The 26,495-nt window shown below is 44.7% G+C and carries 21 protein-coding genes, 1 tRNA gene and 1 pseudogene; 16 read left to right on the top strand and 7 right to left on the bottom strand.

Going from position 1 to position 26,495, the window contains the following annotated elements; translation table 11 throughout:
* Nucleotides 1-387: 387 nt before the first annotated feature.
* Nucleotides 388-1,473 carry a fatty acid desaturase gene (locus KVT36_RS00990; RefSeq protein WP_217601636.1) on the top strand — a complete coding sequence of 362 codons (1,086 nt, stop codon included), beginning with the start codon at nucleotides 388-390 and terminating at the stop codon, nucleotides 1,471-1,473.
* On the opposite strand, the gene KVT36_RS00985 is transcribed toward KVT36_RS00990, so the two are convergent.
* Complete coding sequence (locus KVT36_RS00985) at nucleotides 1,470-2,168, bottom strand: metal-dependent transcriptional regulator (RefSeq protein ID WP_217601635.1); 699 nt, start codon at nucleotides 2,166-2,168, stop codon at nucleotides 1,470-1,472. The two genes, KVT36_RS00990 and KVT36_RS00985, sit on opposite strands and share 4 nt — an antisense overlap.
* A 105-nt stretch (nucleotides 2,169-2,273) precedes the next feature.
* On the opposite strand from KVT36_RS00985, the gene KVT36_RS00980 reads away from it, so the two are divergent.
* From KVT36_RS00980 to KVT36_RS00955, 6 genes are all read left to right on the top strand, one after another.
* A complete protein-coding gene (locus tag KVT36_RS00980; protein WP_254639781.1) occupies nucleotides 2,274-4,715 on the top strand; it encodes a TonB-dependent receptor in 2,442 nt (813 codons plus the stop codon).
* 132 nt (nucleotides 4,716-4,847) lie between these two features.
* Nucleotides 4,848-6,440 carry a ribosomal protection-like ABC-F family protein gene (gene abc-f, locus KVT36_RS00975; protein WP_254639780.1) on the top strand — a complete coding sequence of 531 codons (1,593 nt, stop codon included), beginning with the start codon at nucleotides 4,848-4,850 and terminating at the stop codon, nucleotides 6,438-6,440.
* Nucleotides 6,441-6,525: 85 nt separating this feature from the next.
* Nucleotides 6,526-6,978 (top strand): carboxymuconolactone decarboxylase family protein, encoded by a 453-nt coding sequence (locus tag KVT36_RS00970; protein ID WP_217601633.1) that lies wholly within the window; start codon nucleotides 6,526-6,528, stop codon nucleotides 6,976-6,978.
* 67 nt (nucleotides 6,979-7,045) lie between these two features.
* Nucleotides 7,046-7,393 (top strand): YciI family protein, encoded by a 348-nt coding sequence (locus KVT36_RS00965; RefSeq protein ID WP_217601632.1) that lies wholly within the window; start codon nucleotides 7,046-7,048, stop codon nucleotides 7,391-7,393.
* 54 nt (nucleotides 7,394-7,447) lie between these two features.
* Nucleotides 7,448-8,689 carry an RNA polymerase sigma factor gene (locus tag KVT36_RS00960; protein ID WP_217601631.1) on the top strand — a complete coding sequence of 414 codons (1,242 nt, stop codon included), beginning with the start codon at nucleotides 7,448-7,450 and terminating at the stop codon, nucleotides 8,687-8,689.
* A 79-nt stretch (nucleotides 8,690-8,768) separates the two neighbouring features.
* Entirely contained in the window at nucleotides 8,769-11,099 is a 2,331-nt protein-coding gene (locus KVT36_RS00955; RefSeq protein WP_217601630.1) for a hypothetical protein, read from the top strand.
* Here the strand turns inward: KVT36_RS00955 and KVT36_RS00950 are convergent, their stop codons facing one another.
* The 3 genes from KVT36_RS00950 to KVT36_RS00940 all read right to left on the bottom strand — a co-directional run bounded on the left by KVT36_RS00950 (nucleotide 11,100) and on the right by KVT36_RS00940 (nucleotide 15,179).
* Complete coding sequence (locus KVT36_RS00950) at nucleotides 11,100-13,013, bottom strand: DUF4157 domain-containing protein (protein WP_217601629.1); 1,914 nt, start codon at nucleotides 13,011-13,013, stop codon at nucleotides 11,100-11,102.
* A gap of 132 nt (nucleotides 13,014-13,145) precedes the next feature.
* Nucleotides 13,146-13,418, bottom strand: a complete 273-nt coding sequence (locus tag KVT36_RS00945; protein WP_217601628.1) for a DUF4242 domain-containing protein — start codon at nucleotides 13,416-13,418, stop codon at nucleotides 13,146-13,148.
* 372 nt (nucleotides 13,419-13,790) lie between these two features.
* A complete protein-coding gene (locus KVT36_RS00940; RefSeq protein ID WP_217601627.1) occupies nucleotides 13,791-15,179 on the bottom strand; it encodes a hypothetical protein in 1,389 nt (462 codons plus the stop codon).
* 95 nt (nucleotides 15,180-15,274) lie between these two features.
* On the opposite strand from KVT36_RS00940, the gene KVT36_RS00935 reads away from it, so the two are divergent.
* From KVT36_RS00935 to KVT36_RS00910, 6 genes and pseudogenes are all read left to right on the top strand, one after another.
* On the top strand, nucleotides 15,275-16,177 hold the full coding sequence (locus KVT36_RS00935; protein WP_217601626.1) for a hypothetical protein: 903 nt from the start codon (nucleotides 15,275-15,277) through the stop codon (nucleotides 16,175-16,177).
* A gap of 356 nt (nucleotides 16,178-16,533) precedes the next feature.
* The gene (locus tag KVT36_RS00930; RefSeq protein ID WP_217601625.1) at nucleotides 16,534-16,977 is read left to right on the top strand and encodes an SRPBCC family protein; all 444 of its coding nucleotides are present in this window, start codon (nucleotides 16,534-16,536) and stop codon (nucleotides 16,975-16,977) included.
* Nucleotides 16,978-17,336: 359 nt separating this feature from the next.
* Nucleotides 17,337-17,555 carry a helix-turn-helix domain-containing protein gene (locus KVT36_RS00925; RefSeq protein WP_217601624.1) on the top strand — a complete coding sequence of 73 codons (219 nt, stop codon included), beginning with the start codon at nucleotides 17,337-17,339 and terminating at the stop codon, nucleotides 17,553-17,555.
* The gene (locus tag KVT36_RS00920) at nucleotides 17,555-17,884 is read left to right on the top strand and encodes a HipA N-terminal domain-containing protein (RefSeq protein WP_217601623.1); all 330 of its coding nucleotides are present in this window, start codon (nucleotides 17,555-17,557) and stop codon (nucleotides 17,882-17,884) included. The genes KVT36_RS00925 and KVT36_RS00920 overlap by 1 nt, the downstream gene beginning before the upstream one ends.
* Nucleotides 17,885-17,902: 18 nt before the next feature.
* Nucleotides 17,903-19,189 (top strand): HipA domain-containing protein, encoded by a 1,287-nt coding sequence (locus tag KVT36_RS00915; RefSeq protein WP_217601622.1) that lies wholly within the window; start codon nucleotides 17,903-17,905, stop codon nucleotides 19,187-19,189.
* Nucleotides 19,190-19,367: 178 nt separating this feature from the next.
* Nucleotides 19,368-19,466, top strand: a pseudogene (locus KVT36_RS00910) (DDE transposase); the annotation flags it as partial.
* 105 nt (nucleotides 19,467-19,571) lie between these two features.
* Here the strand turns inward: KVT36_RS00910 and KVT36_RS00905 are convergent.
* Nucleotides 19,572-19,645 (bottom strand) — tRNA-Asp (locus KVT36_RS00905).
* A 138-nt stretch (nucleotides 19,646-19,783) separates the two neighbouring features.
* Between KVT36_RS00905 and KVT36_RS00900 the strand changes: the two genes are divergently transcribed.
* The gene (locus KVT36_RS00900) at nucleotides 19,784-20,737 is read left to right on the top strand and encodes an acetyl-CoA carboxylase carboxyltransferase subunit alpha (protein ID WP_217601621.1); all 954 of its coding nucleotides are present in this window, start codon (nucleotides 19,784-19,786) and stop codon (nucleotides 20,735-20,737) included.
* A 64-nt stretch (nucleotides 20,738-20,801) separates the two neighbouring features.
* Nucleotides 20,802-21,680 (top strand): 4-hydroxy-tetrahydrodipicolinate synthase, encoded by an 879-nt coding sequence (gene dapA, locus KVT36_RS00895; protein ID WP_217601620.1) that lies wholly within the window; start codon nucleotides 20,802-20,804, stop codon nucleotides 21,678-21,680.
* Nucleotides 21,681-21,984: 304 nt separating this feature from the next.
* On the opposite strand, the gene KVT36_RS00890 is transcribed toward dapA, so the two are convergent.
* Nucleotides 21,985-22,893: a ribonuclease Z gene (locus KVT36_RS00890; RefSeq protein WP_217601619.1), complete on the bottom strand. Its 909-nt coding sequence runs from the start codon at nucleotides 22,891-22,893 to the stop codon at nucleotides 21,985-21,987.
* A 198-nt stretch (nucleotides 22,894-23,091) separates the two neighbouring features.
* Entirely contained in the window at nucleotides 23,092-23,466 is a 375-nt protein-coding gene (locus tag KVT36_RS00885; protein WP_089917216.1) for an STAS domain-containing protein, read from the bottom strand.
* 239 nt (nucleotides 23,467-23,705) lie between these two features.
* Between KVT36_RS00885 and KVT36_RS00880 the strand changes: the two genes are divergently transcribed.
* Nucleotides 23,706-26,240, top strand: coding sequence for an ATP-dependent Clp protease ATP-binding subunit (locus KVT36_RS00880; RefSeq protein WP_217601618.1), 2,535 nt, complete (start codon nucleotides 23,706-23,708; stop codon nucleotides 26,238-26,240).
* The last annotated feature ends 255 nt before the right edge of the window (nucleotides 26,241-26,495 follow it).

Raw genomic sequence — 26,495 nt, 5'->3', positions numbered from 1 at the left:
ATGATCTTATCTCCACGTAGATTAAATGCCGCAATTCAAGGTATGTGAAAAGAGGAATATAAGTGTTGCAAATATAGGCATCTTACCGCAATGCACAACTTGCTGTATTTCAATTTCTAACTTTAACAAAATATTTTCAATATATTTCATATATTCGTGCCTGATTCTTTTGATAACAACCTACAACACTTGGATTTACTTTTTAACTGTTAAGGTACAATCATCGTCTCACCTTAGGGCCGTCGGGAATATGCTGTTTACAACAGCAATTTCTTTCGAAGACGAATGTCTCAGGGGCCGGCTTTCACACTTCAGCATCCATCTGAAAAATTTGTTTAACGATCCAGAAAGCAATACGGGGTAAAATTTATTAAAACTATTCCAAATATGTCATTTATAGAAAATGTACTTGAGACACCTGACTATGGCTGGAAAGACAGCCAGGGATCTTTTTACAAACCCAGTCCCAAACAAATTTTTTCCCAGTTCTTTAGCAGGCTTAACATTTTTGCCTCCGCTAAGAACTGGATGCCATTTTTCTCCTGGTTATGTACCCTGTCGCTGGCGCCCTTCCTGTTCATTTTCATTGCCATGGAAATAAATGATTTTAATCCATGGTACCTGGCAGCAGCATTTGTATATGGAATGGTATTCATGGGCACACATGGCACCATCTGGTACCACCGTTATTGTACGCACCAGGCCTATACTTTCCGTAATAATTTCTGGCGGTTTATAACAGCCAACCTGGTGGTTAAGATGATACCGGAGGAGCTGTATGTAGTATCGCACCACGTACACCATTCATTATCTGATAAACCCGGTGATCCGTATAATGCAGAAGGCGGCTTTTTATACTGCTTCCTGGCCGATGTAAATCACCAGCCCATTGCCAAGAACCTGAGTGAGGAGGATTATGCCCGCACAGCAAAAATGCTGGAGCATACAGGTGTAAAAGCCAATTCTTACCAGCAGTATTTAAAATGGGGCTCTGTTGCCTCACCGCTGAAAACGGTGATTGCTACGGTTGCCAGCTGGATCTTCTGGTTCACGGTGTTTTACCTGATTGGCGGTTTTTACCTGGTAGCAGCCTTATTTGCCGGCGCTTTTGTATGGGCAGTAGGTGTAAGGACCTTTAACTATGAAGGCCATGGTAAAGGAGAGAACAAGCAGGTGGTAGGTACTGATTTTAATGAAGACGATAAATCCATTAACCAGTGGTGGCCCGGTATTGTGGCAGGTGAGTGGCATAATAACCATCATTTGTACCCCGCCAGTGCCCGCTCCGGTTTCTTACCCGGTCAAATAGACTTTGCGTGGTATTATATAAGAACTTTAAAATTCATCGGCGCAGTATCTTCCTGCCGGGATGCTAAAAAACAGTTCATAGAAAAATACAGGAACCCATACCTGCAGATAAAAAACCAGCAGGGATTAATGCAGGTTGTGCCGGCAGATGCTGCTAAACACTAATGCGTAGGATGTTTTAAGGCTGGCTTCTTTGAACAATCATTGCAGATAATAACGATGTTTTTGGCAAAACGGGGGCTTACACTACAAACCTTACCGTTTACCTCTATATCCATCAGCTCATCATAGGCATGTTTGGCTATCACCTTAATTTTGTGATTGATGCTTAACCCGATCCTGTTCACATATTGCAGGAAGGGTGCTGAATTGTCCTTTACGGCAATCATGGTGCAGTTATGCCCTATTTCTTCCTCATCAAGCGTTTTTTTCCAGGTGGTGGGCAATTCTCCTTTGGCATTGGGAATGGCGTCGCCATGCGGGTCATATAAGGGGTAATTCAAAAATTCATCCAGCTTATCCACCAGCTTGGTGCTTTGTATATGTTCCAGCTGCTCCGCCACTTCATGCACCTCATCCCAGGAAAAAGACAGCTTCTCATATAAAAAGGTTTCCCATAAACGATGTTTGCGTACTACCTCAATCGCTTTTTTCCGGCCCTCTGCCGTAAGCGTGATCTTGCCATATTTCTCGTAAAGCACTAATTCCTTCTCCTTCAGCTTTTTAAGCATGTCGTTAACAGAGGCTGGTTTTACGCTCAGGTAGGCGGCCAGCTCATTGGTGCCTGCTTCTTTCCTGTCGTCTTCAACCGTCAGGTGCAGTAAGCTCTTTAAATAATTTTCCTCTGTCTGTGATAGCATAGTTACAAAAATACAGAAATAACGAAACATTATTTGTTAGATATACCTAACTTTGTTTATTTTGCTATTCAAATAAAATACATGCGCTTTTCCTTACTTTTTTGTTTGACGCTATTAATAATAGGGGCGGCCACCCCTGTGTGCGCCCAAAAAGGGGCTACGGTCTGGGGTAAAATAACGGGCCAGGGTTATAAGATCCCTGCAGCCAGTGTTCACCTTCAGGCGCAGTACGCCGTTGCAGACAGCAACGGTATTTATAAAATTACGGGCGTGCGGGAAGGCGCTTTCACCATCACCGTTTCCAGCATAGGATATGAAAAGTTTACCCGTAAAGTATCTGTCAGGGAAGGGCAATCCTTAACGGTGAATATTAACCTGGAACCTGTGCGCAGTGTATTAAATGAGCTGGTAGTAACAGGTGTTTCCAGGGCTACCTTAATTAAGGAAAACCCTGTAGCAATTGCCGGCGTATCGTCCAGGAATATTGACAAAACCGTTGAGCCCAATATTATTGATGCCCTGGTTAAAAATGTACCAGGCTTAAATGCAGTAAAAACAGGCCCTAATATTTCCAAACCATTTATCAGGGGATTAGGATATAACCGCGTACTTACTTTGTACGATGGTATACGCCAGGAAGGCCAGCAATGGGGTGATGAGCATGGTATTGAGGTAGACGCCTATAATATAGACAAGGCGGAGGTAATTAAAGGACCGGCCAGCCTGATGTTTGGTTCCGATGCTGTAGCCGGTGTGGTAAGCCTGTTCCCCAGTCTGCCCAAAGAAAAGGATGCTAAGATCCATGGCCGGGTAATGAGCGAGTATCAAAGCAATAATGGTTTAATAGGTAACGGTATGCGCCTGGGATACAGCAACCAGCATTGGTTATGGATAGTAAAAGGTTCATACCGGCTGGCAAAAAATTATATCAATGCCATTGATGGCCGGGTATACAATACCGGTTTTAAAGAAGCCAATGCAGGCGTTACCATTGGTTATACTACCGGCCAGGGTTTCACTACCTTCAACACCACCTTATATGATAATTTGCAGGGCATCCCCGACGGCAGCCGCGATTCCTTAACCCGGCAATTCACCAAACAGGTGTATGAAGGCGCGCAGGACAATATCAACAACAGGCCGGTTGTAACTAACCGTGAATTGAACAGCTACACACTGAGCCCCCTGCACCAGCATATACAGCATTACCGCGTTTACACAAATAACCATTACCGGTTAGGAAGCGGGGAAATAGATGCCACAATAGGTTTTCAGCAAAACATCCGCAGGGAGTACAGCCATCCTTCAGCGCCGCAACAGGCAGGCATGTACGTGCGCTTAAATACCATCAATTATGGTGTAAGATACCTGGTCCCCGTTTTTTCCGAGCTTGAAATAACCATTGGGGCAAACGGTATGTACCAGAACAATAAGAATAAAGATGCAACTGATTTTCCAATACCGGATTACAGCTTGTCAGACATAGGCGGTTATATCTATGGAAAATGGAAACAGGACAAATTAACCATCAGTGGCGGGCTGCGTTATGACCAGCGCAGTGTAACAGGCCGGAATTTTTATGTAGATACCGCTACGGTTACGGGTTTTGCCCGGCAGGCATTTTTACCGGATACGGCCGGTGCAACCTTACAGTTTGCAGCGCTGCATAAAACATTTAACGGCCTGTCTTTAAGTATAGGGGCCGCTTATCAGCTTACAGAGCAGATAAGCCTGAAAGCCAATATAGCAAGGGGGTACAGGAGCCCTGCTATTACCGAGCTTGCATCTAATGGTTTAGACCCCGGCGCGCATATTATTTACCTGGGCAACAGGAACTTTGTGCCGGAATTCAGCTTTCAGCAGGATCTGGGCATCAGCGCCCAATTTAAAGGCATATCAGCCTCATTGAGTGTATTCAACAACAACATCCAGAATTATATTTACCTGACCCAGTTAACGGATGCCGGCGGAAATGCCATAACAGATGCGCAGGGCAATAAAACATTCCAGTACCAGCAGGCAGCTGCCCGCCTGTATGGCGCAGAAGCATCGGCCACCATTTACCCGGCAGCCTGGAAAGGTTTTTCCTTTAACAATACCCTTTCACTTACATACGGCGTAAATAAAAAGCAGGATTATAAGAACAAAGGAATAAACGGTCAGTATTTATCGTTAATACCACCTGCCAAATGGTTAAGCAGTATCAGCCAGGAGATCAGTACTAATTCCCGGATTTTTTCTACCATTACTGCCGGGGCTGAAATGGAGTATGTTGCAGCGCAAAACCGCTTTTTAGCATTATATAATACGGAAACCGCTACTCCTTCCTATACGCTCATTAATATTTCAGCAGGCACGCACATTAAATATTACCGGGAACATTTGTTACAGTTACAGCTGCAGGTAAATAATTTATTTGATGTGGCGTACCAGGATAATTTAAGCCGCTTAAAATATTTTGAATATTACAACGCTGCTTCCAACGGGCGCCTGGGTATTTATAATATGGGAAGGAACATTGCTATGAAGATGATCCTGGACTTTTAGCGGATTGTTTTTTTTCTTAATTTTGCAGCTCTCATCAAAACAATACCTTAATGTGAGATTCACTTTCTTTCAATAAATAAACAGCGCCGGCCGCTATGGCCCTGGTGATTATTTACTTTTTTAAAGAAAGGAATGATGATGATGCTTCAGGGTATTACCTACACACATCCCAACCGGGATCTATTGTTCACTGGTATAGATCTCGTTATCAACAAACACGATAAAATTGCATTAATAGGCAATAACGGCGCAGGAAAATCTACCCTGTTAAAGATCCTGTCCGGCAACCTGCAGCCCTCCGGCGGCCTGGTAAAAGCAGGCAGCAAGCCTTATTATTTACCACAGCTGTTTGGCCAGTACAACGATCTTAGTATTGCAGCAGCCCTGCAGGTGCAGCATAAGCTCCAGGCATTAAAAGAGATCCTGGATGGCCATGTAACAGAGCAGAACATGGCCTTGCTGGATGATGACTGGGCCATTGAAGAACGCTGCAAAGAAGCCTTCATGCACTGGAAGCTGGACGGCCTGGACCTTACCCAAAAAATGGGAACCCTAAGCGGCGGTCAAAAAACAAGGGTTTTCCTGGCAGGTATTATGATCCACCGCCCGGAAATAGTTTTATTGGATGAGCCCAGCAACCACTTGGATACCCTTAGCAGGAACATCCTCTATAACTACATACAAACTACCAACAACACCCTGGTAGTAGTAAGCCACGACAGAACTTTATTAAACCTCCTGCATACTGTTTATGAGCTCAGCAAGCGCGGTATCACGGTTTACGGCGGTAATTATGATTTTTACGCAGCACAGAAAATGGTAGAGAAGGATGCGCTGGACCAGGATCTCAAAAGCAAAGAAAAAGCGCTGCGCAAGGCAAAAGAAACAGAAAGGGAATCGCAGGAACGGCAGCAAAAGCTGGATGCCCGCGGCAGGAAGAAACAGGAAAAAGCAGGCCTGCCCACCATTTCCATGAATACTTTTAAGAACAATGCGGAAAAAAGCACGGCCCGTTTAAAGGGCGTTCATGCGGAGAAAGTGGATACCATTGCGCAGGAGCTGGATCAGCTGCGAAAAGAGCTGCCCGGTACGGAGAAAATGAAGATGGACCTCGACAATTCCGCCCTTCATAAGGGAAAGATCCTGCTTACTGCAAAGGAAATTAATTTCGGATACGGCAACCGGCAGCTTTGGCAACCCGGCCTTAGCTTCCAGGTAAAAAGCGGTGAGCGTATAGCCATTAAAGGACTTAATGGCTCCGGCAAAACCACCTTAATAAAAATGATCTTAGGGGAGCTGCAACCCCGCTCCGGAACCCTGGACAGGGCCGGCGTTAAAGCCATTTATATTGACCAGGATTATTCAGGGATCAACAATAACCTCAGCGTATACGAACAGGCGCAGCAGGCTAATACCGGCGCCTTGCAGGAGCATGAGGTAAAGACCCGCTTGAACCGGTTCCTGTTTACAAAAGAATACTGGGACAAACCTTGCAGCGCGCTGAGCGGCGGTGAAAAAATGCGGTTAATGCTTTGTGCCTTAACCATCAGTAACCAGGCGCCGGATATGATCATATTAGATGAGCCCACCAATAACCTGGATATGCAGAACATAGAAATCTTAACCAATGCCATTAATGAATATAAAGGCACGCTGCTGGTAGTATCGCACGACGAATATTTTTTAAAGCAGGTAAATGTGGAGGGGGAGATTGTGGTGGGGTAAAAGTTTAAAAAAAAAATATTTCCCTTTTTGTCCAATCCGGGAAATTCAGTTGTCATTCTGCTTTAACAACATAAAAATTAAAGCAATGGATCAACGTTTGAATCTTCACCAGAAAGGACAAAATGCCCTTAAAACACTTTTTGCCACTGGCAGTTACCTGAAAAAAACATCCCTGGAGCTTTCCTTACGGGAATTAGTCGATTTCAGGGTATCCCAGATCAATGGCTGCGCCTATTGCCTGGTTATGCATTCAAAAGATGCACGGGCCCATGGCGAAACAGAACAGCGCCTGTATGGTTTAAGCGCCTGGCGGGAAACGCCTTATTATAATGACCGTGAAAAGGCCGCATTAGCCTGGGCAGAAGCCGTTACAGCCTGCCATGTGCCGGACGATGTATATAATAATGCCATACAGCAATTCTCAGAAGAAGAGCTGATCGATCTTACGCTTGCCATTTCCAACATTAATACCTGGAACCGGTTTAACCTGGCATTCCCCACTACTCCGGGCGGTTACCAGGTAGGGCAGTTTGGTTGATCATACCGCCGCTTTTAAGTATTTACTAAATTGTAGCAATTTTAATAACGCCAAACAAACAAATAAAATGAACGAGTTCCTGTTAATATTTCGCAGAGATTTCACGAATAAGGAAGCGCAGCCATCACCTGATGAGCTGCAGGAATCCCTGAAGCTTTGGCAAAACTGGTTCGGCGGAATTGCTGCCCAGGACAAGCTGGCCAGGCCCCTGCAAAGATGGGATGGTAAAGGCAAAGTAGTAACGCCCAACAAGGTGGTCACCAACGGCCCTTATGTTGAGATCAAGGAATCAATAGGCGGGTTAGTGATCATAAAAGCGGCGGATTATGAAGAAGCCTGCGAAATAGCGAAAGGCTGTCCCATCCTGCTGTTAGGAGGTAATGTAGAGGTGCGGAAAGCTACCCCCGTAGAGTAGTGCAGTTATTTTCTGGAAATGCCTTTGTAATTTACAAAGGCATTTTATTTTTCTATGACCGGAAATCAGCTCATCCCGAATTTATTCAGAACAGAATATCAGAAGATCGTTTCGGTGCTCTGTTACCTGTTTGGCATTGAACATATTGAAATAGCAGAAGACATAGTCAGCGATACATTCCTGGCTGCAACAGAATCATGGAGCCAGCATGGCATCCCGGATAATCCCACGGGATGGCTCTATACCGTAGCAAAGAACAAAACAAAGAATTATTTAAAGCGCAACTCCCTGTTTGAACAAAAGCTTTCAGCAGAATTAAAATATAAAGCAAGCCTGGAAACCGGCAGCGAAATTGAAATTGACCTCTCGCCCAAAAACATTACAGACAGCCAGCTGGGTATGATCTTTACCGTGTGTAACCCCGTTATTTCAGCAGAATCGCAGATTGCGCTTGCCTTAAACCTGTTATGCGGTTTTGGCATCCAGGAAATAGCAGATGCCTTTTTAACCAACAAAGAGGTAGTGTATAAGCGGATAAACCGGGCCAAGGAAAAACTAAAAGAAGCAAAGATCAAGATTGAAACACCCGGCCTGGCAGAGATTAACACCCGGCTGGAGATGGTGCTCACCACCATTTACCTGCTGTTCTCAGAAGGGTATTATTCTACTTCCAAAAATATAACTTTACGTAAAGACCTTTGCGCAGAAGCAATGCGGTTAACCTACCTGCTGAATGAAAATACAAACACCAATACGCCGGCTGTAAATGCATTAATGGCCCTTATGTGTTTTCACACCTCGCGGTTTGATGCCAGGATGAACGAAGAAGGAGAGGCCATCCTGTACCAGGATCAGGATACAGCGCGCTGGAACCAGGAGCTCATTGCCAAAGGCCGGTATTTTCTGCACCAGGCATCCTCTTTAGAGGTATTAACAAAGTATCACCTGGAAGCAGGCATTGCTTATTGGCATACCTTTAAGGAAGACAGCACTGAAAAATGGGAAGGCATCCTGCAGCTGTATAATAACCTGCTTATCCTGCAATATTCACCCATTGCTGCGCTTAACAGAACGTATGCCCTGAGTAAGGTAAAAGGAAAACAGGCCGCTATTATTGAAGCGGAAAAGCTGGGGCTTACCAATAACCATTTTTATTATTCATTATTGGGGAACCTTTATACGGATATTGATAATAAGCAGGCATTACAACACTTTGAAAAGGCATTGGAGCTGGCCGTTTCTGAATCGGATAAAGCTATGATAGCAAAGAACATTGCCCGGTTAAGTACCCATTAATGTTGCCCCTTCCCAGGCTAAATACATACAATTTTTATCTTGATCACCTATATAGTTTTGTACGTAACAAACCATCCTCATGCAAAAAAACAGCACTTCCATTGGCAACCGCATTAAGAACCGTATCCGGGTTATCATCCTTGCGCTTGCGCCTGGCCAGGCAAGCCTGAAAGCCGCCGGTACCGGTGTTTTTATAGCTGCCCTGCTCTTTTTTGTCCTTTCAATGTCAAACATTTTTTTAAAGGGCGTCAGCTTTGGTTATTACCTGGTAAGTGTTTTATGTTACCTGTTGATAGCAGTGGCGGCAGCCTGGCTGGTAGGGCAGCTGGTGCGGCTGGTGGCCAAAACACCGCGCAATTTCAGAACAGCCGTGGCGCTGGTTGTTTTGAGCCTGCTGTTTTTCTTCCGGCTCAACGGGCCGTATGGCTGGATCCTGATCTCCATCCTTATCCTTTTTCCCGCTTTAGCCTTTGGTGCGCTGTACGCCTGGAAAACCCACCGGGGAGTGGTTTGGCCCAAAAAGCAGCGCATTATTACCCTGGTTTCACTGGCCGTAGGCGTGCTGGGCATCGCCATCAGCCTGTACCTTTTCTTATATCCCGGCACACCGGTTAAACCCATAAAAGATTATAAGATCCTGGCCCATTTACCGGAGCCTATTCAGGCTGCTGATCCGTCTAAGCCCGGCAGTTATACAGTATCGTTCCTCACCTATGGCTCAGGAAAAGACAAACGCCGCAAAATATATGGTAAGGATGCAAAAATAAAAACACCTTCAGTGGATGCCAGCTTCCTACTTAAATCCTGGGATGGCTTATCCGGCAAGCTGCGTACCTGGTACTTTGGTTTTGATCAAACAGCATTGCCATTGAATGCTATGGTATGGTACCCCAAAGATCTGAAAGCACCTGCGCCGCTGGTGCTGGTAGTCCATGGGAACCATCTTGCCCAGGACTGGTCAGAAGGCGGCTATGATTATCTGGGCGAATTGCTGGCCAGCAGGGGATATATAGTAGCTTCGGTAGATGAGAACTTCCTCAACTCAAGTTTTACAGACCTGCCAGGTGGAGGATTAAAAGAGGAAAATGGCGTCAGGGGATGGATGATGCTGAAACACCTGGAGCTTTGGAGAAAGTGGAACCAGGACCCAACGAATCCCTTTTACCATCTTGTAGATATGGACCGTATTGCCCTTATGGGCCATTCAAGAGGAGGAGAGGCCATGTCGCACGCCGCTTTATTCAACACCCTGCCCAGCTTTCCGGATAATGCAAATGAAGTGTTCAATTTTAATTTCAACATCAAGGCCTATGTAGCCATTGCGCCGGTTGACGGGCAATATAAACCCGCCGCAATACTGGCCCCGCTGAAAGACATCAACTATTTTGTAATACAGGGAACGCATGATATGGACATGCAATCTTACGGCGGCTTAAGCCCTTTTAAGCGGATTGAATATTCCCCTTCATTCAACGGTTTTAAAGCCGGCTTATATGTGCACCATGCCAACCATGGCCAGTTCAATACCTCCTGGGGAAAGTACGATGGCAGCAGCCCTTATATTAACCGGTTTAACATGACCAACCTGATGCCGGTCAAAGACCAGGAGCAAATAGCAAAGGTGTACATCAGCGCTTTCCTGGATCTGAATCTGAAGGGTGACAGTGCTTACAAACCCCTGTTTATGGATTACCGTTATGGCCGCCAATGGCTGCCCAAACAAATTTATTTCAACCAGTTTGAGAGCAGCCGCACCACTTACATAGCCCGCTATGAGGAAGATCTGAACCTGCAAACAGCCACCAGGCCAGGCGTTTCTATATCATCGGCACACCTGAGCGTTTGGAGGGAAGCACAGCATAAGCTCATGTGGGGCGATCATATTTCCCGTGCCGCCTATATTGGATGGAACAGGGAAGAGGTGGATTCCCTGGTGGGAAAGTATACCTTCACCCTGCCGGACAGCGCAGGCTTAAAGCTGGATGGCCGCGCGCTGGTATTCAGTCTGGCAGAAAGCGACGAAAGCTCCCTCCATGTTGAGAAGGGAGAGAAGAGCAAAGCAGAAAAAAAGAAAGAGAAAAAAGCCGCTAAAGAAGATAAAAAGGACAACGAAAAAAAGCCGGTTGATTTTACCCTGGAATTAACAGATCAGCAGGGATCCCATATCCGCTTCCTGTTAAGTGAGTGTATGCCGCTGCAGCCGCAGATAAAGAAGAACCTCGCGAAATACGCTTTTCTAAATTCTAACGATGATGCGGAATCCATTCCCGATTTCTTTTATTTTGACCTGGATGTTTTGCAAAAGAAACATCCAGCTTTTGTAATGAATAAGCTGCGCAGCATTCAGCTGATCTTTGACCAGTCAAAGGCAGGTGTGATTATTCTGGATGATGTAGGGTTTATGGATTAATTACTTCCCTGAAAGAAAATCCGTTCTACCCTCAATAGAAATACCAATAAAAGGCCTTACCGGCTGATCCTGGTTTATACGGGGCGGGTCCGGCAATACCCTGGACTGGCTTGTACCATCAGGCGGTTGATTGACAATGCTGCCCAGCCCCGGGAAATTGTATATTTTCCCGATCGTTATAAACGTTTGGTTGCCGCTGCCTATGGGGAAAGATACGGATGGTATGGGAAGATCATCTGCCGTAATAGAAAGCAGGTTGCCGGATCCTATTTTACCAAGGAACCTGACCGTATCAGGCATTAACAGATTGCCATATCCAAATCCGCGTACATCGCCAAACCTATTGGCCTCCAGGCCCCTCAATGGGCTAAAGGGCGATTGGTTGACGGTTACAATGGTTTCATCCCGTTTTTCTTTATTGGTTTCCCCCATTGCTTTGCCTCCTTTATCTATTAACCGTTCCCACCATTTGTCTTTGTCAGAAGGCGGGCGCAGATAGGAGTTTAAACGTTTCATTACAATATCTTTAATTGCTTTCTCACGTTCAGCCTTGGTTTTTAACGTGAAGATGTTCTTCAGGCTGATAGCGGTTTCCTGGATCACAAGCGACGCTAACAGGATGGCCAGCTGATGGTTCTTGTTAGAGGGATAATCCTTGGCTATTTTCGCGTGCGAAGTGGTGGAAGATGCTGCCTGGTCTTTTTTAAACTTATCATCGTAAAATTCACTCGTTGTTCCAGTGGTTACATGGGAGGTTATGGAATAAAGGGAAGTATTGTCACTGGTTCCAACAGAGCCCGTAGTAAGCTCGGTACCAAAAGAAGTATCATGCTGCATAAGCTCTAAGAAGTTGGAATGCGCAAAAAAATCTTCTATGGAATGGAAGGCGTTGCCGATCCTGGTGAAACCTGCCGGGGATGGAGGCGTTTGTTCTACCGCAGCAAGAAATTCGGTTTCAATATATTCAACAGGCGTTTTTTTAGTGGGTTCACCTTTGATGGGTAAGATCCGGGGTACCCATTGCTGGCTTTTTTCATCCCATATTTTGTTCCATTCGTCCCGGCTTATCCAGCGCTCTTTTTCACTGTCCCATACAAAATTATCAAAGTGCTCATAATCCTTATAACCCCCGAACCGGTTATATTCTCCCAATAGCAGCGCATTTACAAAAGCATAGGGGCTTTGGCTGTAATCCCGTTGTTTATTGCCTTTTTCAATATTGCGGATATCTGCTTCCTCAAAAATGCCTGACAAGGCCGATTCATCTATCACATGGTGATCATCGTCAGCGAACCTTTGAATGGAGGTAGCACCACTTTGCTGCACGGTATGCGTAAGCTCATGCGCCAGCAGCTGTTTGCCGCTTTCGGATTGGGGATTGTATTTGCCTTCGTTAAAATAAATATCGTTACCCACCGTAAATGCCTGCGACTGCAATTCACGGTTCATTTGTACGGATTCGTTATCCGTATGGATCTTTACGCCGCTGAAGTCAGTACCAAAGCGGTTTTCCATAAAGGTCCTGGCGCCGCCGTCAATAGCGCTGCCGCTTCCTTTGGAGGATTGGATCTTACTACTTACCGTATCGGAAGCCTGGGTGCTTCCTTCGCTGCCTTTCCTTTGGATAAAGGAAGCTAAGGGCTTGCGTTGTACCTGCTCCTCGTTTTCACAATGCGCACATTTGCGTTGAATAAAAGAAGCGGAAGGCATGCGCATTACTTTATTTGCCATGGCATCGGCTTCATGTTCTAATGGATCATCCGGAGCGCCGATGTTTAATTTGCAGGAAATGGATAATGGCATAACACCCATTTCAGGCAGGGTTGGTTGTACGGGTTCCTGTGCAGGTAATACGGTTGTATTTGCTTTTGTGGCGGCATTCGGTGCAGGTGTGTAATGTATTGGCGTGTTCATGTTAATGCGGTGTTTGTTTTGAACAAAGCAGCGTAGTATAAGTCCGGTTAAAGGGGTACCGGCTTAAGGAGTTAACAGGAGGCATTAAATAAGAAGTAGCAGCAGGTCCTCCTGCTACTACTTCCGGAAATACTATTCTGCAGTAGTGGGATCAATAACCGTAGCCACCTCGTTGATGGAATTGGCCGGAAATCCTCCCTGTTTTGCATGTTCACGGATCATTTCTGCATTGGGCGCAATGTAAACACAGTAGATCTTGTCGGCGGTTACAAAACTCTGAACCCATTGGATTTCCGGTCCCATTTTGTTTAACACACCACAGGAAGTCTGAGAAACTGCTTTTAACTGTTCTGCGGATAATTTACCTGCGCCTGGAATTTCGCGCTCGATCACATACTTAGGCATAATTTAATTGTTTTAATTTTTCTATCCATTAACCGTTGAATTTTGCTTTATTATAGCTGTTGCGTGTTCTGGGGTGGCCAGTGGGATAGTAAAAGGGGTACGCCATAAATGTACGGAATTATTTGATTGTGCAGGCGGAGCGGCACAAAAGCAGCTGATGATCTTAGTAAAGGCGGCCCTGGCCTTTTGTGCGGTAGGGGTTGGCGGATTAGCGGCGGCAGCTGCCATCATCTTTTACTGCAGGCGGTTGAAATAATGTGTGGCATTACGGCTCCGCAGTCCGGGGTTTTGTCCATTTTTTCAAAAGAGCTTCAAATGTGAAGCTTATATATTTATTCTCCATCCGGCTGTTTATGTTTATAACATGATTTACTAGCAACCGCAGCTACAACTTGGGCGGGCGGCTCCGCAACTGCCTTCGTCCCTGAAAAAGTTGGCTGTCTTTTCGAAGAAAGGAATATTATAAACACCGTTGAAACGATGCAGGATGATTGCCTGCTGGTGTAAGGTCTTGATATCGTTAAGAGCACCCTTCCGTTTTTTAAGCGCTCTTTCCATAATAGTATGATCACTGTCCTTAGTTTGCCAGGCAACAATTGAAATGATCCACAGCAGGAAAAATATACCATATAAAACCCCGGTAAACAAATTAACTTCTTCAGCAGGAAAACAACAGATGCTCAGAGCCGATAGTACGATCCAAACAGGATACAGTATGGCATCCCTTTCCGGAGGCGCTGTTTGTACAGTAGCAATGGGATGCAGGTATTCACTGAGCGCCAGCGACAGCTGGGACAAACTGAATTTTGATTTATTGTACAGGCGGTCCATGGACTGAAACAATACTTCAGGCTGAATGAAATTTTGATCTTCAAAAGCATGCGTTTGATCAACTATCAGTGAAAAGTATTTTTTTGCAAATTCTTTTTTCGTATCACGGATCTTAATCCAGTTATTTTCCTCAAGGTCATTTACCAATAATAAAAACGCATTGTTATAACCACCTGATAAATAAGCCAGCTGATAACGATTATAAAGCGGCAAATTTCTGATAACGGGCTTCAGATGCCGCTCCTCATCCATCACAACCAGCTTCCTGGTGATAAAAAGCAAAGGGGTGAAAAGAACAAAGTACTGTAATGCAGAAAGGTCAAGCAGTGGCAATCCGCCAAATAATAACCAGGTGAATATAAATGGGATCACCAGGGTCAGGTAATAAGCTGCCGGAGCTATTTTAGTGCCGGATGCTTTGAATAGCTGTTGGGGAGCAGCAATTTTATCAGGGAGCAGGAAAGGTGTTAGCGCTGTGGGAATACGCCAGAACTTTTCAGATGGATTTTGCTTAAATACCTGTATATATAAGATCAGGGTTTCCAGGTACCAGTCATGATGTTTTTTGTGATCTGTAACACCGCCTATGTTGGGAAAATGATGAAGCTCCCGGTGCAGAATATTAGGACAAAAATTTTTCCAATATTCAGTGGTATACAATAAATGCATATGCCATACCTTGTCTACCACAACAGAGGGTGAGGCCCCGTTTTCAGCAATACAGCAGAGATAAACAAACCGCTTGTATTCCTGGATGGCATCCCTGGTAAAAGCATCCGTCCACTTTTCCGTCTGTGCCAGTTTTTTAGAGAAGGGGATCACGGCATTGGCGTCGTCAATAACATAATTCTCAATCCGTAGCCAAAGCGCGTTTTCCCGGTAATTTATATCTCCTTCCGTTAACAGGATCTTTGAATGCAATGGTTTCATGGCCTTTTTTTTCAATGGTGAACTTCTGAAAATAGCAGAATGTAAAAGTCTTATACTCGTCTTATTTAGTGTTGTTTTTATCTTATATTCGTCTTATGAAAAGAGAGGACCTATTACATCTTGAAAAGCTGATGAATTTTCTGGCGGCTCATTTTATCAGGAAGAATGCCTGGAAAGATGTCTCAAAATCGGAGTGGACCTACATTGCGGAGGAGCTAAACAGGTTGCTGGAGGAGCGGAACAGGAAGCATAAAATAAGGAAGGAAGCAGATCTGCTGGGTACAAATTATCTTTACGAACATCTCATTATAAATAAGCTAAAAGCATACGAAGGAAAGAAAAGCATGGAAGGGGCAAGTAAGCCTAACCTTAGTAAATTAAGCCGCATTGTCCAGGTGCTGGGATATGAGAGCTACTTCGATTTTATTAATTCGCACAAAGAGGCCTTTAACTTTAATGATCTGAAGATCGAAATTCCGAAGGCAACAGTGAATACTAAGCTCCTGGATGAGTTAATTGGATGCTGGTATTCCTTTAACCGCAATCTGCCGGATAACCCGGACAAAATTAATGAAGAAAGGATCTGGCGCTCATCCGTTGAAATATACAAATCAGAATCTTCGGGCGAATACCTGATCGAGAGAAGTGGAGGCGACAATCATAAGTATTATGGCAAAATAACAGCCTATGCAGATTATGTTTTCATCATTATGAATAGCAATACCTTTATCCGGCAGCGGCATTTTATTTCACGGTTGAAAGATATTAATGAAAAACTAAAACAGCCTGATTACATAGTGAGCGAGATGCATTTTATCAGCACCTGCATCAGCTTTAACCAGGAACCCATTGCCCTGTTTGAGATCTTCCAGAAGGTAAGCAATACAAAGAATTTTGTTGCGGAGTCTATAAGTTTTCTCATGGAAAGCAAGGAGCTCCCGGCAACAGTGGTGGCCTATTTAAAAAATACAGAAGGGAATAGAATTAACTACAGGTAACCGGCTAAAACCGACCGCTTATACTGAACTGTTTCAGCAGCTCTTCCTTTTTCCGCCGCGACACTGTTATATACACCCCGTTTTCCAGCTCTATCTGTCCGCCCTCTCTACGTATATAACGTTTAATACAAGCGGGAGCGGAGGAAGTGCCATTTAGCAAATGGGAGGGCTGAATGAGCCGGCGGGGAATTGCAATGTCGTAAATAGCCCTTCAGTTAGTCCGGTACAGCCGCTATTCAAAACAAATTTTCCCGCCATCTTTGTGGTGTTGAAAATGAAAAGATAGTGGAGCAGCAACCACTCTAAAAACGGGCGGAACCGAAAAGCCAGATGAGTAGGGAACAAAAATAAATTTTATGTCAAACAATGTTTCACTACACAGAGTTCTTAAAACATCGCCGGAAAAAGTATACCGCGCATTTACCGAAGCCCTGGCAATCGCTTCCTGGTTACCTCCTTATGGATTTCTTTGTACCGTTCATGAAATGAATGTAACGGTAGGTGGTACCCATAAAATGTCATTCCAGAATTTTACAACCGGCGGTGGTCATTCATTCGGTGGTACTTACCTGGAGCTCAAACCTAATGAGCTGTTAAAGTATACGGATAAATTTGATGATCCTAACCTGCCGGGAGAAATGACCACCACTGTAGTGCTGCGGCAAACTGTTGCAGGTACAGAAATAAAAATCACGCAGGAAGGGATCCCTGCTGCTATACCCGCTGAAATGTGTTATTTAGGCTGGCAGGAATCACTGGAAAAGCTGGCTAAGCTGGTAGAGCCTGAGATACCGGCTTGATGCAGGAGTGTGGATTTATTGCTTTTACAGACCATCAGGTATAGGATTCCGGTGGTCTTTTTTTGTTAGCATAAGCAGAAAAAGATAAATTTTCCCCAGGACCTGTTTCTGCATAAAATATCTGGCAGAAGAAATATTGATAAATATCCCATATAGTTGATCGGTATTATAACGCCCAAAAGGTTTATTATTAGGAAAATGTGAGCAAAAATAAATTAATACCGGCAGTATGATGCCGATTATGCATGAAATCGTTAAATTTTAGCTATTAGAATACACAAACGGCACTATAATGCCTATTTAATTATAAAGTGAGAAAAATTCGATAAATTTGCTGGTAAATCAGCATTATACTGCCGATGGATATTAAACAAATTGGAGAGAAATTACAAGAAAGGAGAGCCCTTTTCCGACTTCGACAAGAAGATCTTGCCGAGATAAGTGGGGTAGGTATTAGAACAATCCGTCAAATTGAGCAGGGCGTAGGCAATCCTTCGTTTGACACTTTGCGGAAACTTTTCATTGCAGTAGGCATGGATGTAACGGTTGAAATTATTAGTATAGTTAAACCAACATAATGCAGAAAGGCGAAGTATACTATAACGACATCCTTGCAGGTCTCCTTGAAAAGCATGGTCCTGAAGATTATCGGTTTACTTACGATGATAAATATGTTGATAATTCTGCAATGCCTTCCATAAGTGTAACGTTGCCCAAGAAGCGAAAGGAACATACAAGCACCCAGCTTTTTTCCTTTTTTTCGGGGCTTCTTGCTGAGGGTATAAATAAAAATATCCAGTGCCGCTTACTTCGAATTGATGAGAACGACGATTTCACGAGGCTATTAAAAACCGCCGACACAGATACCATTGGTGCCATCACGATTAAAGAAATCGAAGAAAAATAACAAAGGAGAATATAATAAATGTGTCCAGGATGTTATAAAGGAAACAAAGACAATATTGAAGGTTATTGTCTTAATTGTCGTAAAAAATTATTTGACGGCAAAAAGGTATCCCATATCCTAAATTTTGACCCCCCCAAAGAAAATAACTATAGAGAGTACCAAAATAAAACAAAGAAATTATCCATTTCTGGTGTTCAGTTAAAGTATTCGATGATACTGGACGGTAAAGAGTTGAAATTAACCGAAACTGGCGGCCAATATATATTAAAACCAATTCCTACTGCTGATCACATTTTAAACAAAGATCAAGCACCGGAAAATGAGCATTTAACCATGCAGATCGCCTCTCAGGTATTTGGAATAGAGACCGCTGAAAGTGCATTGATTTATTTCAAAGATGGTTCTCCTGCTTATATTACCAAAAGATTTGACATCAAACCAGAAGGGGGAAAATACTTGCAGGAAGATATGGCGCAAGCCAGTGGTAAAACAAGGCAAAGCCATGGAGAAGATTTTAAGTACCAGGGTACTTACGAAGACGTAGGAGCGCTTATCACGCAGCATGTTTCCGCAACAGCCCCAGCACTGGAGGCATTCTTTAGACAAGTTCTATTCAATTATATTTTTTCCAATGACGATGCTCATTTGAAAAACTTTTCTTTTATCGAATCTCCAATGGGAGATAATATGCTTGCTAAAGCGTATGATCTTATGTGTACTCAGCTTCACACACCTGGAGGGCCAGAAACAGCTTTAGAACTTTATAAGGGAGATAATGAGAATGAGTTTTATGCCCGGGAAGGACGGTATGGACAAGTACATTTTAGAGAACTTGCGAAAAAAATAGGTATTAACCCAATTAGGGCTGCCAGGATTATAGCCATACTATTAAATTCAAGTGTCCGTGTTCATGAAATGGTAGAAAACTCCCAATTGAGCAGAGAAGCGAAGGAAAAGTATTTATCGTATTACGATAGTAAAATTCGACTATTGGGCAAAAACGAACTTTTAATTGCCCAGAAATTTAAAATAAAAAAGGTAGAGGATTTCCCACCAGACATAATGGTTAAAGTATCCTTTTATAGAAATGAACAACCAATTGTAGGAAAATTTGTAAAAGAGTTTGTAGACAATACTCACCGTGTCCTCAATAATCTCTTCGCTTTTGTAGAAGATGAAAATTTGGATGAATACGAAAAAACTGGTGACAGTAGTCTGATCAAGGTTATTAATGGAGACACTGTTGTAGAAGTTGAGACTATAGAACCATTGGTTAAAGCAAGTTCCATTTCTTCCAGCGAATAAGTTTCGATAAATTCTATTAACCTCACGAGTTGCAAATAGCTATCCTCAAAAATTTATAGGGCATAACATTGGTTTTTTGTATCCTGACGGGCAACTACATATGTGTAAGGCGGGATTGAGCGCTTATTTTTGTGTAAGTTTCCAGTTGTAAGAGAGCTGACCCGTTAATGCTGCTGCTGAATCATTCAATTCTAAGATAAAAGCCTTTAGAAATACTATGAGAGGGGTCAGAGATGTAGAATTCTTCTTGTTCAGGTTAGCTAAATTGTATGCTTAAACTTATAATCCCCCAAGATTTCAACTTGATCCCTGTTTAGTTTAACCTATAAAAAATAAAAAACCCGCTCACCGAGCGGGCCTTATTTGTATCAGTCTTACTACGCGGACCGGACGGGACTCGAACCCGCGACCTCCGCCGTGACAGGGCGGCATTCTAACCGACTGAACTACCGATCCTCCTTAACTTCACAGGCAAACCTGTTCCGTTTTGGGATTGCAAAGATAACAACAAGCCACCCAATTTTGCAAATCTTTTTTAAAAAAACTTTTACCCTTTATCTTTACACCGTTCTTTAATCAATTTTAAAACTAATTATGCAATTCCTGGACTTTGAAAAACCTATTGCGGACCTGTACGAACAATTGGAAAAGCTGAAGGAAAACGGTCAGAAATCCGGCGTAGACGTATCTGCCACTGTAAAAGAGTATGAGCAGAAAATAGAAACTACCCGGAACGACGTGTATTCCCATCTTACCAGCTGGCAAAAGGTACAGCTTAGCAGGCATCCCGATAGGCCCTATACCCTGGCGTATATTGAAAAAATGTGCACCAACTTCGTGGAGCTGCATGGCGACCGGAATGTGAAGGATGATAAAGCCATGGTAGGTGGCTTTGCAGAGCTGGACGGCGAAACCGTAATGTTCATTGGCCAGCAGAAAGGTGTGAATACCAAAATGCGCCAGATCCGCAACTTCGGGATGGCCAATCCGGAAGGCTATCGCAAGGCCCTGCGCCTGATGAAGCTGGCGGAAAAGTTCAACAAGCCCATTGTAACCCTCATAGATACTCCCGGCGCTTTCCCCGGCCTGGAAGCAGAAGAAAGGGGACAGGGCGAGGCCATTGCCCGTAACCTGTTTGAAATGGTAAAGCTGCGCGTACCCGTGATCTGCGTGATCATTGGCGAAGGTGCTTCCGGCGGTGCCCTGGGCATCGGCATAGGCGACCGTGTATTCATGCTGGAAAACAGCTGGTACACCGTAATCTCCCCGGAAAACTGTTCTACCATCCTGTGGCGTACCTGGAATTTCAAGGAAAAAGCCGCAGAAGAGCTGAAATTAACCTCCGACCATATGAGCAAATTTGGTCTGGTGGATGGTGTCATCAAAGAACCATTAGGCGGTGCGCACGTCAATCCCGACGAAGCAGCCGCCATTTTAAAGACCAGCCTGAAACAAACCCTGGCTGAACTGAAGAAAATAGACCCGGATACGCGCATTGAGCAGCGGATCGACAAATTCAGCAACATGGGATTTTTTGAGGAACGCTAAAAAATATTTAGAGATCACAGGCCAAATGCTAATATTTGCAGACTTTTTGGCTTATAAATAATTCATGGAACAGTTAAGAGGATCGGGTGTAGCCCTGGTTACGCCGTTCAAAGCAAATGAAAGCATTGACTGGAATGCTTTGGAAAAATTGATTGATCATGTTATTAACGGTGGCATAGACTACATCGTGTCTTTAGGCACCACCGGAGAAACACCTACGCTTTCTGCAGAAGAAAAGCTGGACATTATAAAGTTCACCTTTGAAAAAGTAAATAGGCGTATACCCGTTGTAGTTGGTATTGGGGATTATAATACCCGCGATGTGGTGAAACGCCTGGAAACCTGCCCGCTGGATGAGGCAATAGCCATACTCAGTGTAGCGCCTTACTATAGTAAGCCCAGCCAGGAAGGCATTTTCCAGCATTACAAGGCCATAGCCCAGGCGTCGCCCAAACCGGTGATCCTGTACAACGTGCCCGGTCGTACGGGCCGTAATATGACGGCAGACACTACGCTGCGCCTGGCACATGAAGTAGAGAACATTGTAGCCATGAAAGAGGCCAGTGGTGATATGGTGCAGTGTATGCAGATCATAAAGGACAAACCCAAAGACTTCCTGGTGATCAGTGGGGACGATGCGCTGGCCTTACCGCAGCTGGCCTGTGGTATGGATGGTGTAATATCCGTTGCCGCCAACTACTTTGCCGCCGGTTTTTCAGCCATGGTAAAAGCTGCCCTGGCCGATGACCTGCCGGCCGCACGCGCCCTGCATTATAAGCTGCATGAAGCGTTTGACCTGATGTTTGCAGAGAACAATCCCGCAGGCATTAAGGCATTTTTACAGCACGGCGGTTTAATGGAGCAGGCCTTCCGCCTGCCCGTAGTACCGGTAAGCAGCGGGCTGAATGAAAAGATCAAAGCCTATCTCGATAAGAATAAGTAGAAATCATTAACGGATCTTCCGCAGGACCTGACAGGCTCGCAAGACTTGTCAGGTCTTTTTCTTTCATATCCACACAGTTTTTAGGGGGTATTTCCCGGAATTATCGCCGCGGCCCATTATCCTCTACCCCTCAAAAGCAGCCTGCCCATTTCCCCTGTCTGATTGCGGTAAAACTGGGGTTTTCCCTACGTGCAACCCGTGCGACATTGCTGCGCAACCCGTGCGCAACTCCTCCCCCCTACATAAAACCCTACATCATACCTACCCATCATCGACCATGGACTAACTCACCATCGACCATGGACTAGATGAGAAAAGTAGCCCCTTCCACTGATAGCTCCGTATTTTCAAACACCGGCCGGCACTCATCCAGGAAAGGCTGCAGCTCTGTATACTTGGAAGAAAAATGACCGATCAGCAAGCGTTTGGCGCCTGCCCGCGCCGCCAGGGTAGCGGCTTGCACAGAGGTGCTGTGGTAGCGTTCGGCAGCCCTTTCAGCCAGGCCATGCAGGTAAGTGGTTTCATGGTACACCAGGTCGGCATGCTCCATCTGGGCGATAAGCTCCTCATCGTAAATGGTATCCGCGCAATACACATACTTTTTACTGGGGGCAGGGGGCAGGGTTACCCAATGGTTTTTTACCAGCACGCCATCTTTTCGCTGATAATCAGCGCCTTCCTGGAGCTGGGAGTAATAAGCGGCTGGTATTTCGTAGGCTTGTGCCTGTTCCGGTATGATCTTCCTTTTCTTGCGCCGCTGTTCTATCACAAAACCAAAACAGGGTATGCGGTGCCGTACAGGGAAAAAACGTACTTCCAGGTCCTTTTCATCCACTATTACGCCGGCGTTTTCCGCGCGCAGCGGCACAAAATGCAGGTCAAACTTCAGCTGGGTGGCCGCGCATTCCAGCTGTAGCTGTAAAATGGCTTCCAGCTCCGGCGTGGCGTAAACAGTAAGGGGCTCCGTACGGCCTAAAAGGCTTAAGCTGTTTAACAGGCCTATCAGTCCAAAATAGTGATCGCCGTGTAAGTGGCTGATGAAAATGTGTTTAACGCGGCTGCGCCGGATCTTGTAGCGGGTCATCTGTACCTGGGTGCCTTCTCCGCAGTCAATTAACAGCAATTGTTCATTACAGGTTATTACCTGTGCGGTGGGATGCCTTTCAGTAGTGGGTATCGCGGAGTTATTGCCTAAAATGGTAACAGCAAACATAGTAAAAAGTCGTAAGCGTAAATTGTTTTTGCTGTGCCGAAAATAGTAATTAGTTAGCAGTTTACGCTTTACATAGTCACACAAACCATCCACATTTGTTACCATCATGCATCGTTGATGGCTCATCGGTAATGGTCATTTAATGTTATTTTACCACTGCATTTTAACCATTCACCACATTGTTGCTGCCTTTTATGATCACCATTCTTCACCTTCCATCAGCTCTCTTTCCAGTGATTCCATCATTACAATATCAATCGCTTCAGCAAGGGTAGGGGTAATGTTCAGGTCTTCATAGGATTCGCGTAAGATACCTGTTAAAGTGTTGTTAAGACCAGTGATTGCGCAGGATTGCCTGCTGTCATATTGCTGCTGGTATACTGTTAAAATGGCCATCAGTCCAGCTTCATCTATCTCAGGTACCAATGCCATATCCAGTATAAGATTGCGGTCTTTCAGCTCCGGCAGATCGGTGATAGATCTTGCAAATTCAACTGACAAATTAACATCCAAACGGGGAATTTCAGGGTGTACAATGAGTATTTTTTCTTTGGTATCAATTTTGAACTTCATGATGCTTGGAACTTGTTTAGTACATTAGTAGTAACTGAAGGAACCTCTGCGAAAATTCTGTAAGAGACCGGCAACTTTTAGATCGCTTTCTCCGTAAGTATTAACACAGCCTTTCCAACATACTCAGCACAAAAGTAAATCTTATACTATTAACGTGTTAGAAGAAAAGAATCAAAATTATTTGCTAATATTGTATAAACAAGCCCCCGTAAGGGTTTTAATAATTTAATAATCTCACAATGGACCAGAATTTTTCACCGCAAGTAAAGGAGATCATTTCGTTCAGCAGGGAGGAGGCTTTACGCTTGGGAAATGATTTCATTGGCACAGAACACCTGCTGCTAGGCATTATTCGCGAGGGTGAAGGCACCGCAGTAAAAATTCTGCAGGCTTTGAACGTGGACCTCTATGAATTGCGCAAGGAGGTGGAGTTAGCCGTAAAAGACAAGACAGGAAAGAACATTGCCAATATCAATAGTCTTCCGCTTACAAGGCAGGCAGAAAAAGTTATCCGGGTTACCGTACTCGAGGCAAAGGCCCTCAAAAGCCCTACCGTAGAAACGGAACACCTGATGCTGTCTATTCTCAAGAATAAGGAAAACGTTTGTACACAAATCTTACAACAGTTTGACGTGGACTACGATACTTTTAAAAACGAATTGGGCTTTGTTAAGTCCGCAGATCCTAAAGCCGAGTTCGACGATCCTGGAGAGGAAGAATTCGAAGATGAACGTAAAAGTTTTGCTTCTAAAAGCAAGCAGGCTAATACTAAATCCAAAACACCCGTTTTGGATAATTTCGGCAGGGACATTACCAAGCTGGCCGAGAGTGGCAGCTTAGATCCGATTGTGGGTCGCGAGCAGGAGATTGAAAGGGTATCCCAGATACTCTCCCGCCGCAAAAAGAATAATCCGATCCTGATAGGCGAGCCGGGAGTGGGTAAAACCGCTATCGTTGAAGGCTTAGCCTTACGCATTGTACAGCGAAAGGTATCCCGCGTATTGTTCGACAAACGCGTGGTAAGCCTGGACCTTGCAGCGCTGGTAGCCGGTACCAAATACCGCGGCCAGTTTGAGGAAAGGATGAAAGCCATCATGAACGAATTGGAGAAGAACCGCGATGTGATCCTGTTCATCGATGAGATCCACACAATCGTAGGAGCAGGTGGCGCTTCAGGCTCACTGGATGCTTCCAACATCTTTAAACCGGCATTAGCCCGTGGCGAGCTCCAGTGCATTGGCGCATCCACACTGGATGAATACCGTATGTACATTGAAAAGGATGGTGCTTTGGACCGCCGTTTCCAGAAGGTAATGGTAGATCCTCCCACCGTGGAAGAAACCATCCAGATCCTCAACAATATCAAACCCAGGTATGAAGAGTATCACAATGTATCCTACACGGAAGATGCCATTGATGCATGCGTAAAACTGAGCGACCGCTATATGACAGACCGCCTGTTGCCCGATAAGGCCATAGACGTGCTGGATGAAGTAGGCGCCCGCGTACACCTCAAGAACATTAACGTACCGCAGAATATCCTGGACCTGGAAAAACAGATCGAAGATATTAAGCAGGAGAAAAATAAGGTCGTGAAGAGCCAGCGCTTTGAAGAAGCAGCAGCCCTCCGCGATACGGAAAAGAAGCTGGGTGAAGACCTGGAACGTGCCAAAGGTGTTTGGGAAGAAGAAGTGAAGCACAAACGCTATCCGATTGATGAGGAAGCCATTGCAGAAGTAGTGAGCATGATGACAGGCATTCCCGTAAAACGGATGGTACAGGCAGAAACTGAAAAGCTCCGCCGCATGGGTGAAGACCTGAAAGGCGCGGTAGTAGGACAGGACGAAGCCATTGCCAAGGTAACCAAAGCCATTCAGCGTAACAGGGTAGGGTTGAAAGATCCTAAAAAGCCCATCGGTACCTTTATCTTCCTGGGACCAACCGGGGTAGGTAAAACCGAGCTGGCTAAATCCCTGGCCCGTTACATGTTCGATTCTGAAGATTCACTGATCCGTATAGATATGAGTGAGTATATGGAGAAATTCTCCGTAAGCCGCTTGATCGGTGCGCCTCCGGGATATGTAGGGTATGAAGAAGGCGGACAGCTGACCGAGAAAGTACGCCGCAAACCGTACTCCGTGATCCTGCTGGACGAAATTGAAAAAGCACACCCGGATATCTATAACATCCTGCTGCAGGTATTGGACGACGGTATCTTAACCGATGGCCTGGGCCGCAAGGTGGATTTCAAGAACACGCTCATAATCATGACCTCCAACATCGGGGTGCGCCAGTTGAAAGACTTTGGTGCAGGCGTGGGCTTCACTACCGGAACAAGGCAGATGAATGAAGAAGAGAACACCAAATCCGTGATCGAAAAATCACTGAAACGGACCTTCTCTCCCGAGTTCCTGAACCGTATAGATGATGTGGTGATCTTTAACTCACTCAGCAAGGAGCATATCTATGTGATCATAGACATCACCATGAAGAGTGTGCTGAAACGCCTGAACAACCTGGGCTTCAGCCTGGAGCTGACCGACGAGGCCAAAGGCTTCCTGGCAGAAAAGGGTTACGATGCACAGTTTGGCGCAAGGCCGTTGCACAGGGCCATCCAGAAATACCTGGAAGATCCGTTAGCAGAAGAGATCCTCAATATGAACATCCATAACGGGGACATACTGGTAGCTGACCTGGATAAGGAAAATCAGAAGCTGATCTTTACGATCAAGAATCTGCCTAAAAGCAACAAGTCCGAAAAATCGGAAGCCTAAGTAAGTAAATTAGTTATCAGGATAATTTTAGATCCCGCTCAGCGTAAAGCTGGGCGGGATTTTTTCTTTTCCGAAAGGCAATTTTAACCCTTGTTATAACACATATATGTTATGTCACTACTCAAATTGGTATAATATAATTATACGATTTTGTGCAAAAGAGATAGTATGATTATCAACATATTAAGTTGGTAACTAGTCAGGACAACTGACCTTTTATCCTCATTATCAATTGTTAAGCGCTTGTTAATTGGC

Origin of the sequence: Chitinophaga sp. GbtcB8, assembly GCF_019091455.1 — a bacterium.
Lineage (GTDB): Bacteria > Bacteroidota > Bacteroidia > Chitinophagales > Chitinophagaceae > Chitinophaga.
This window is presented reverse-complemented; position numbering and strand designations above follow the sequence as displayed.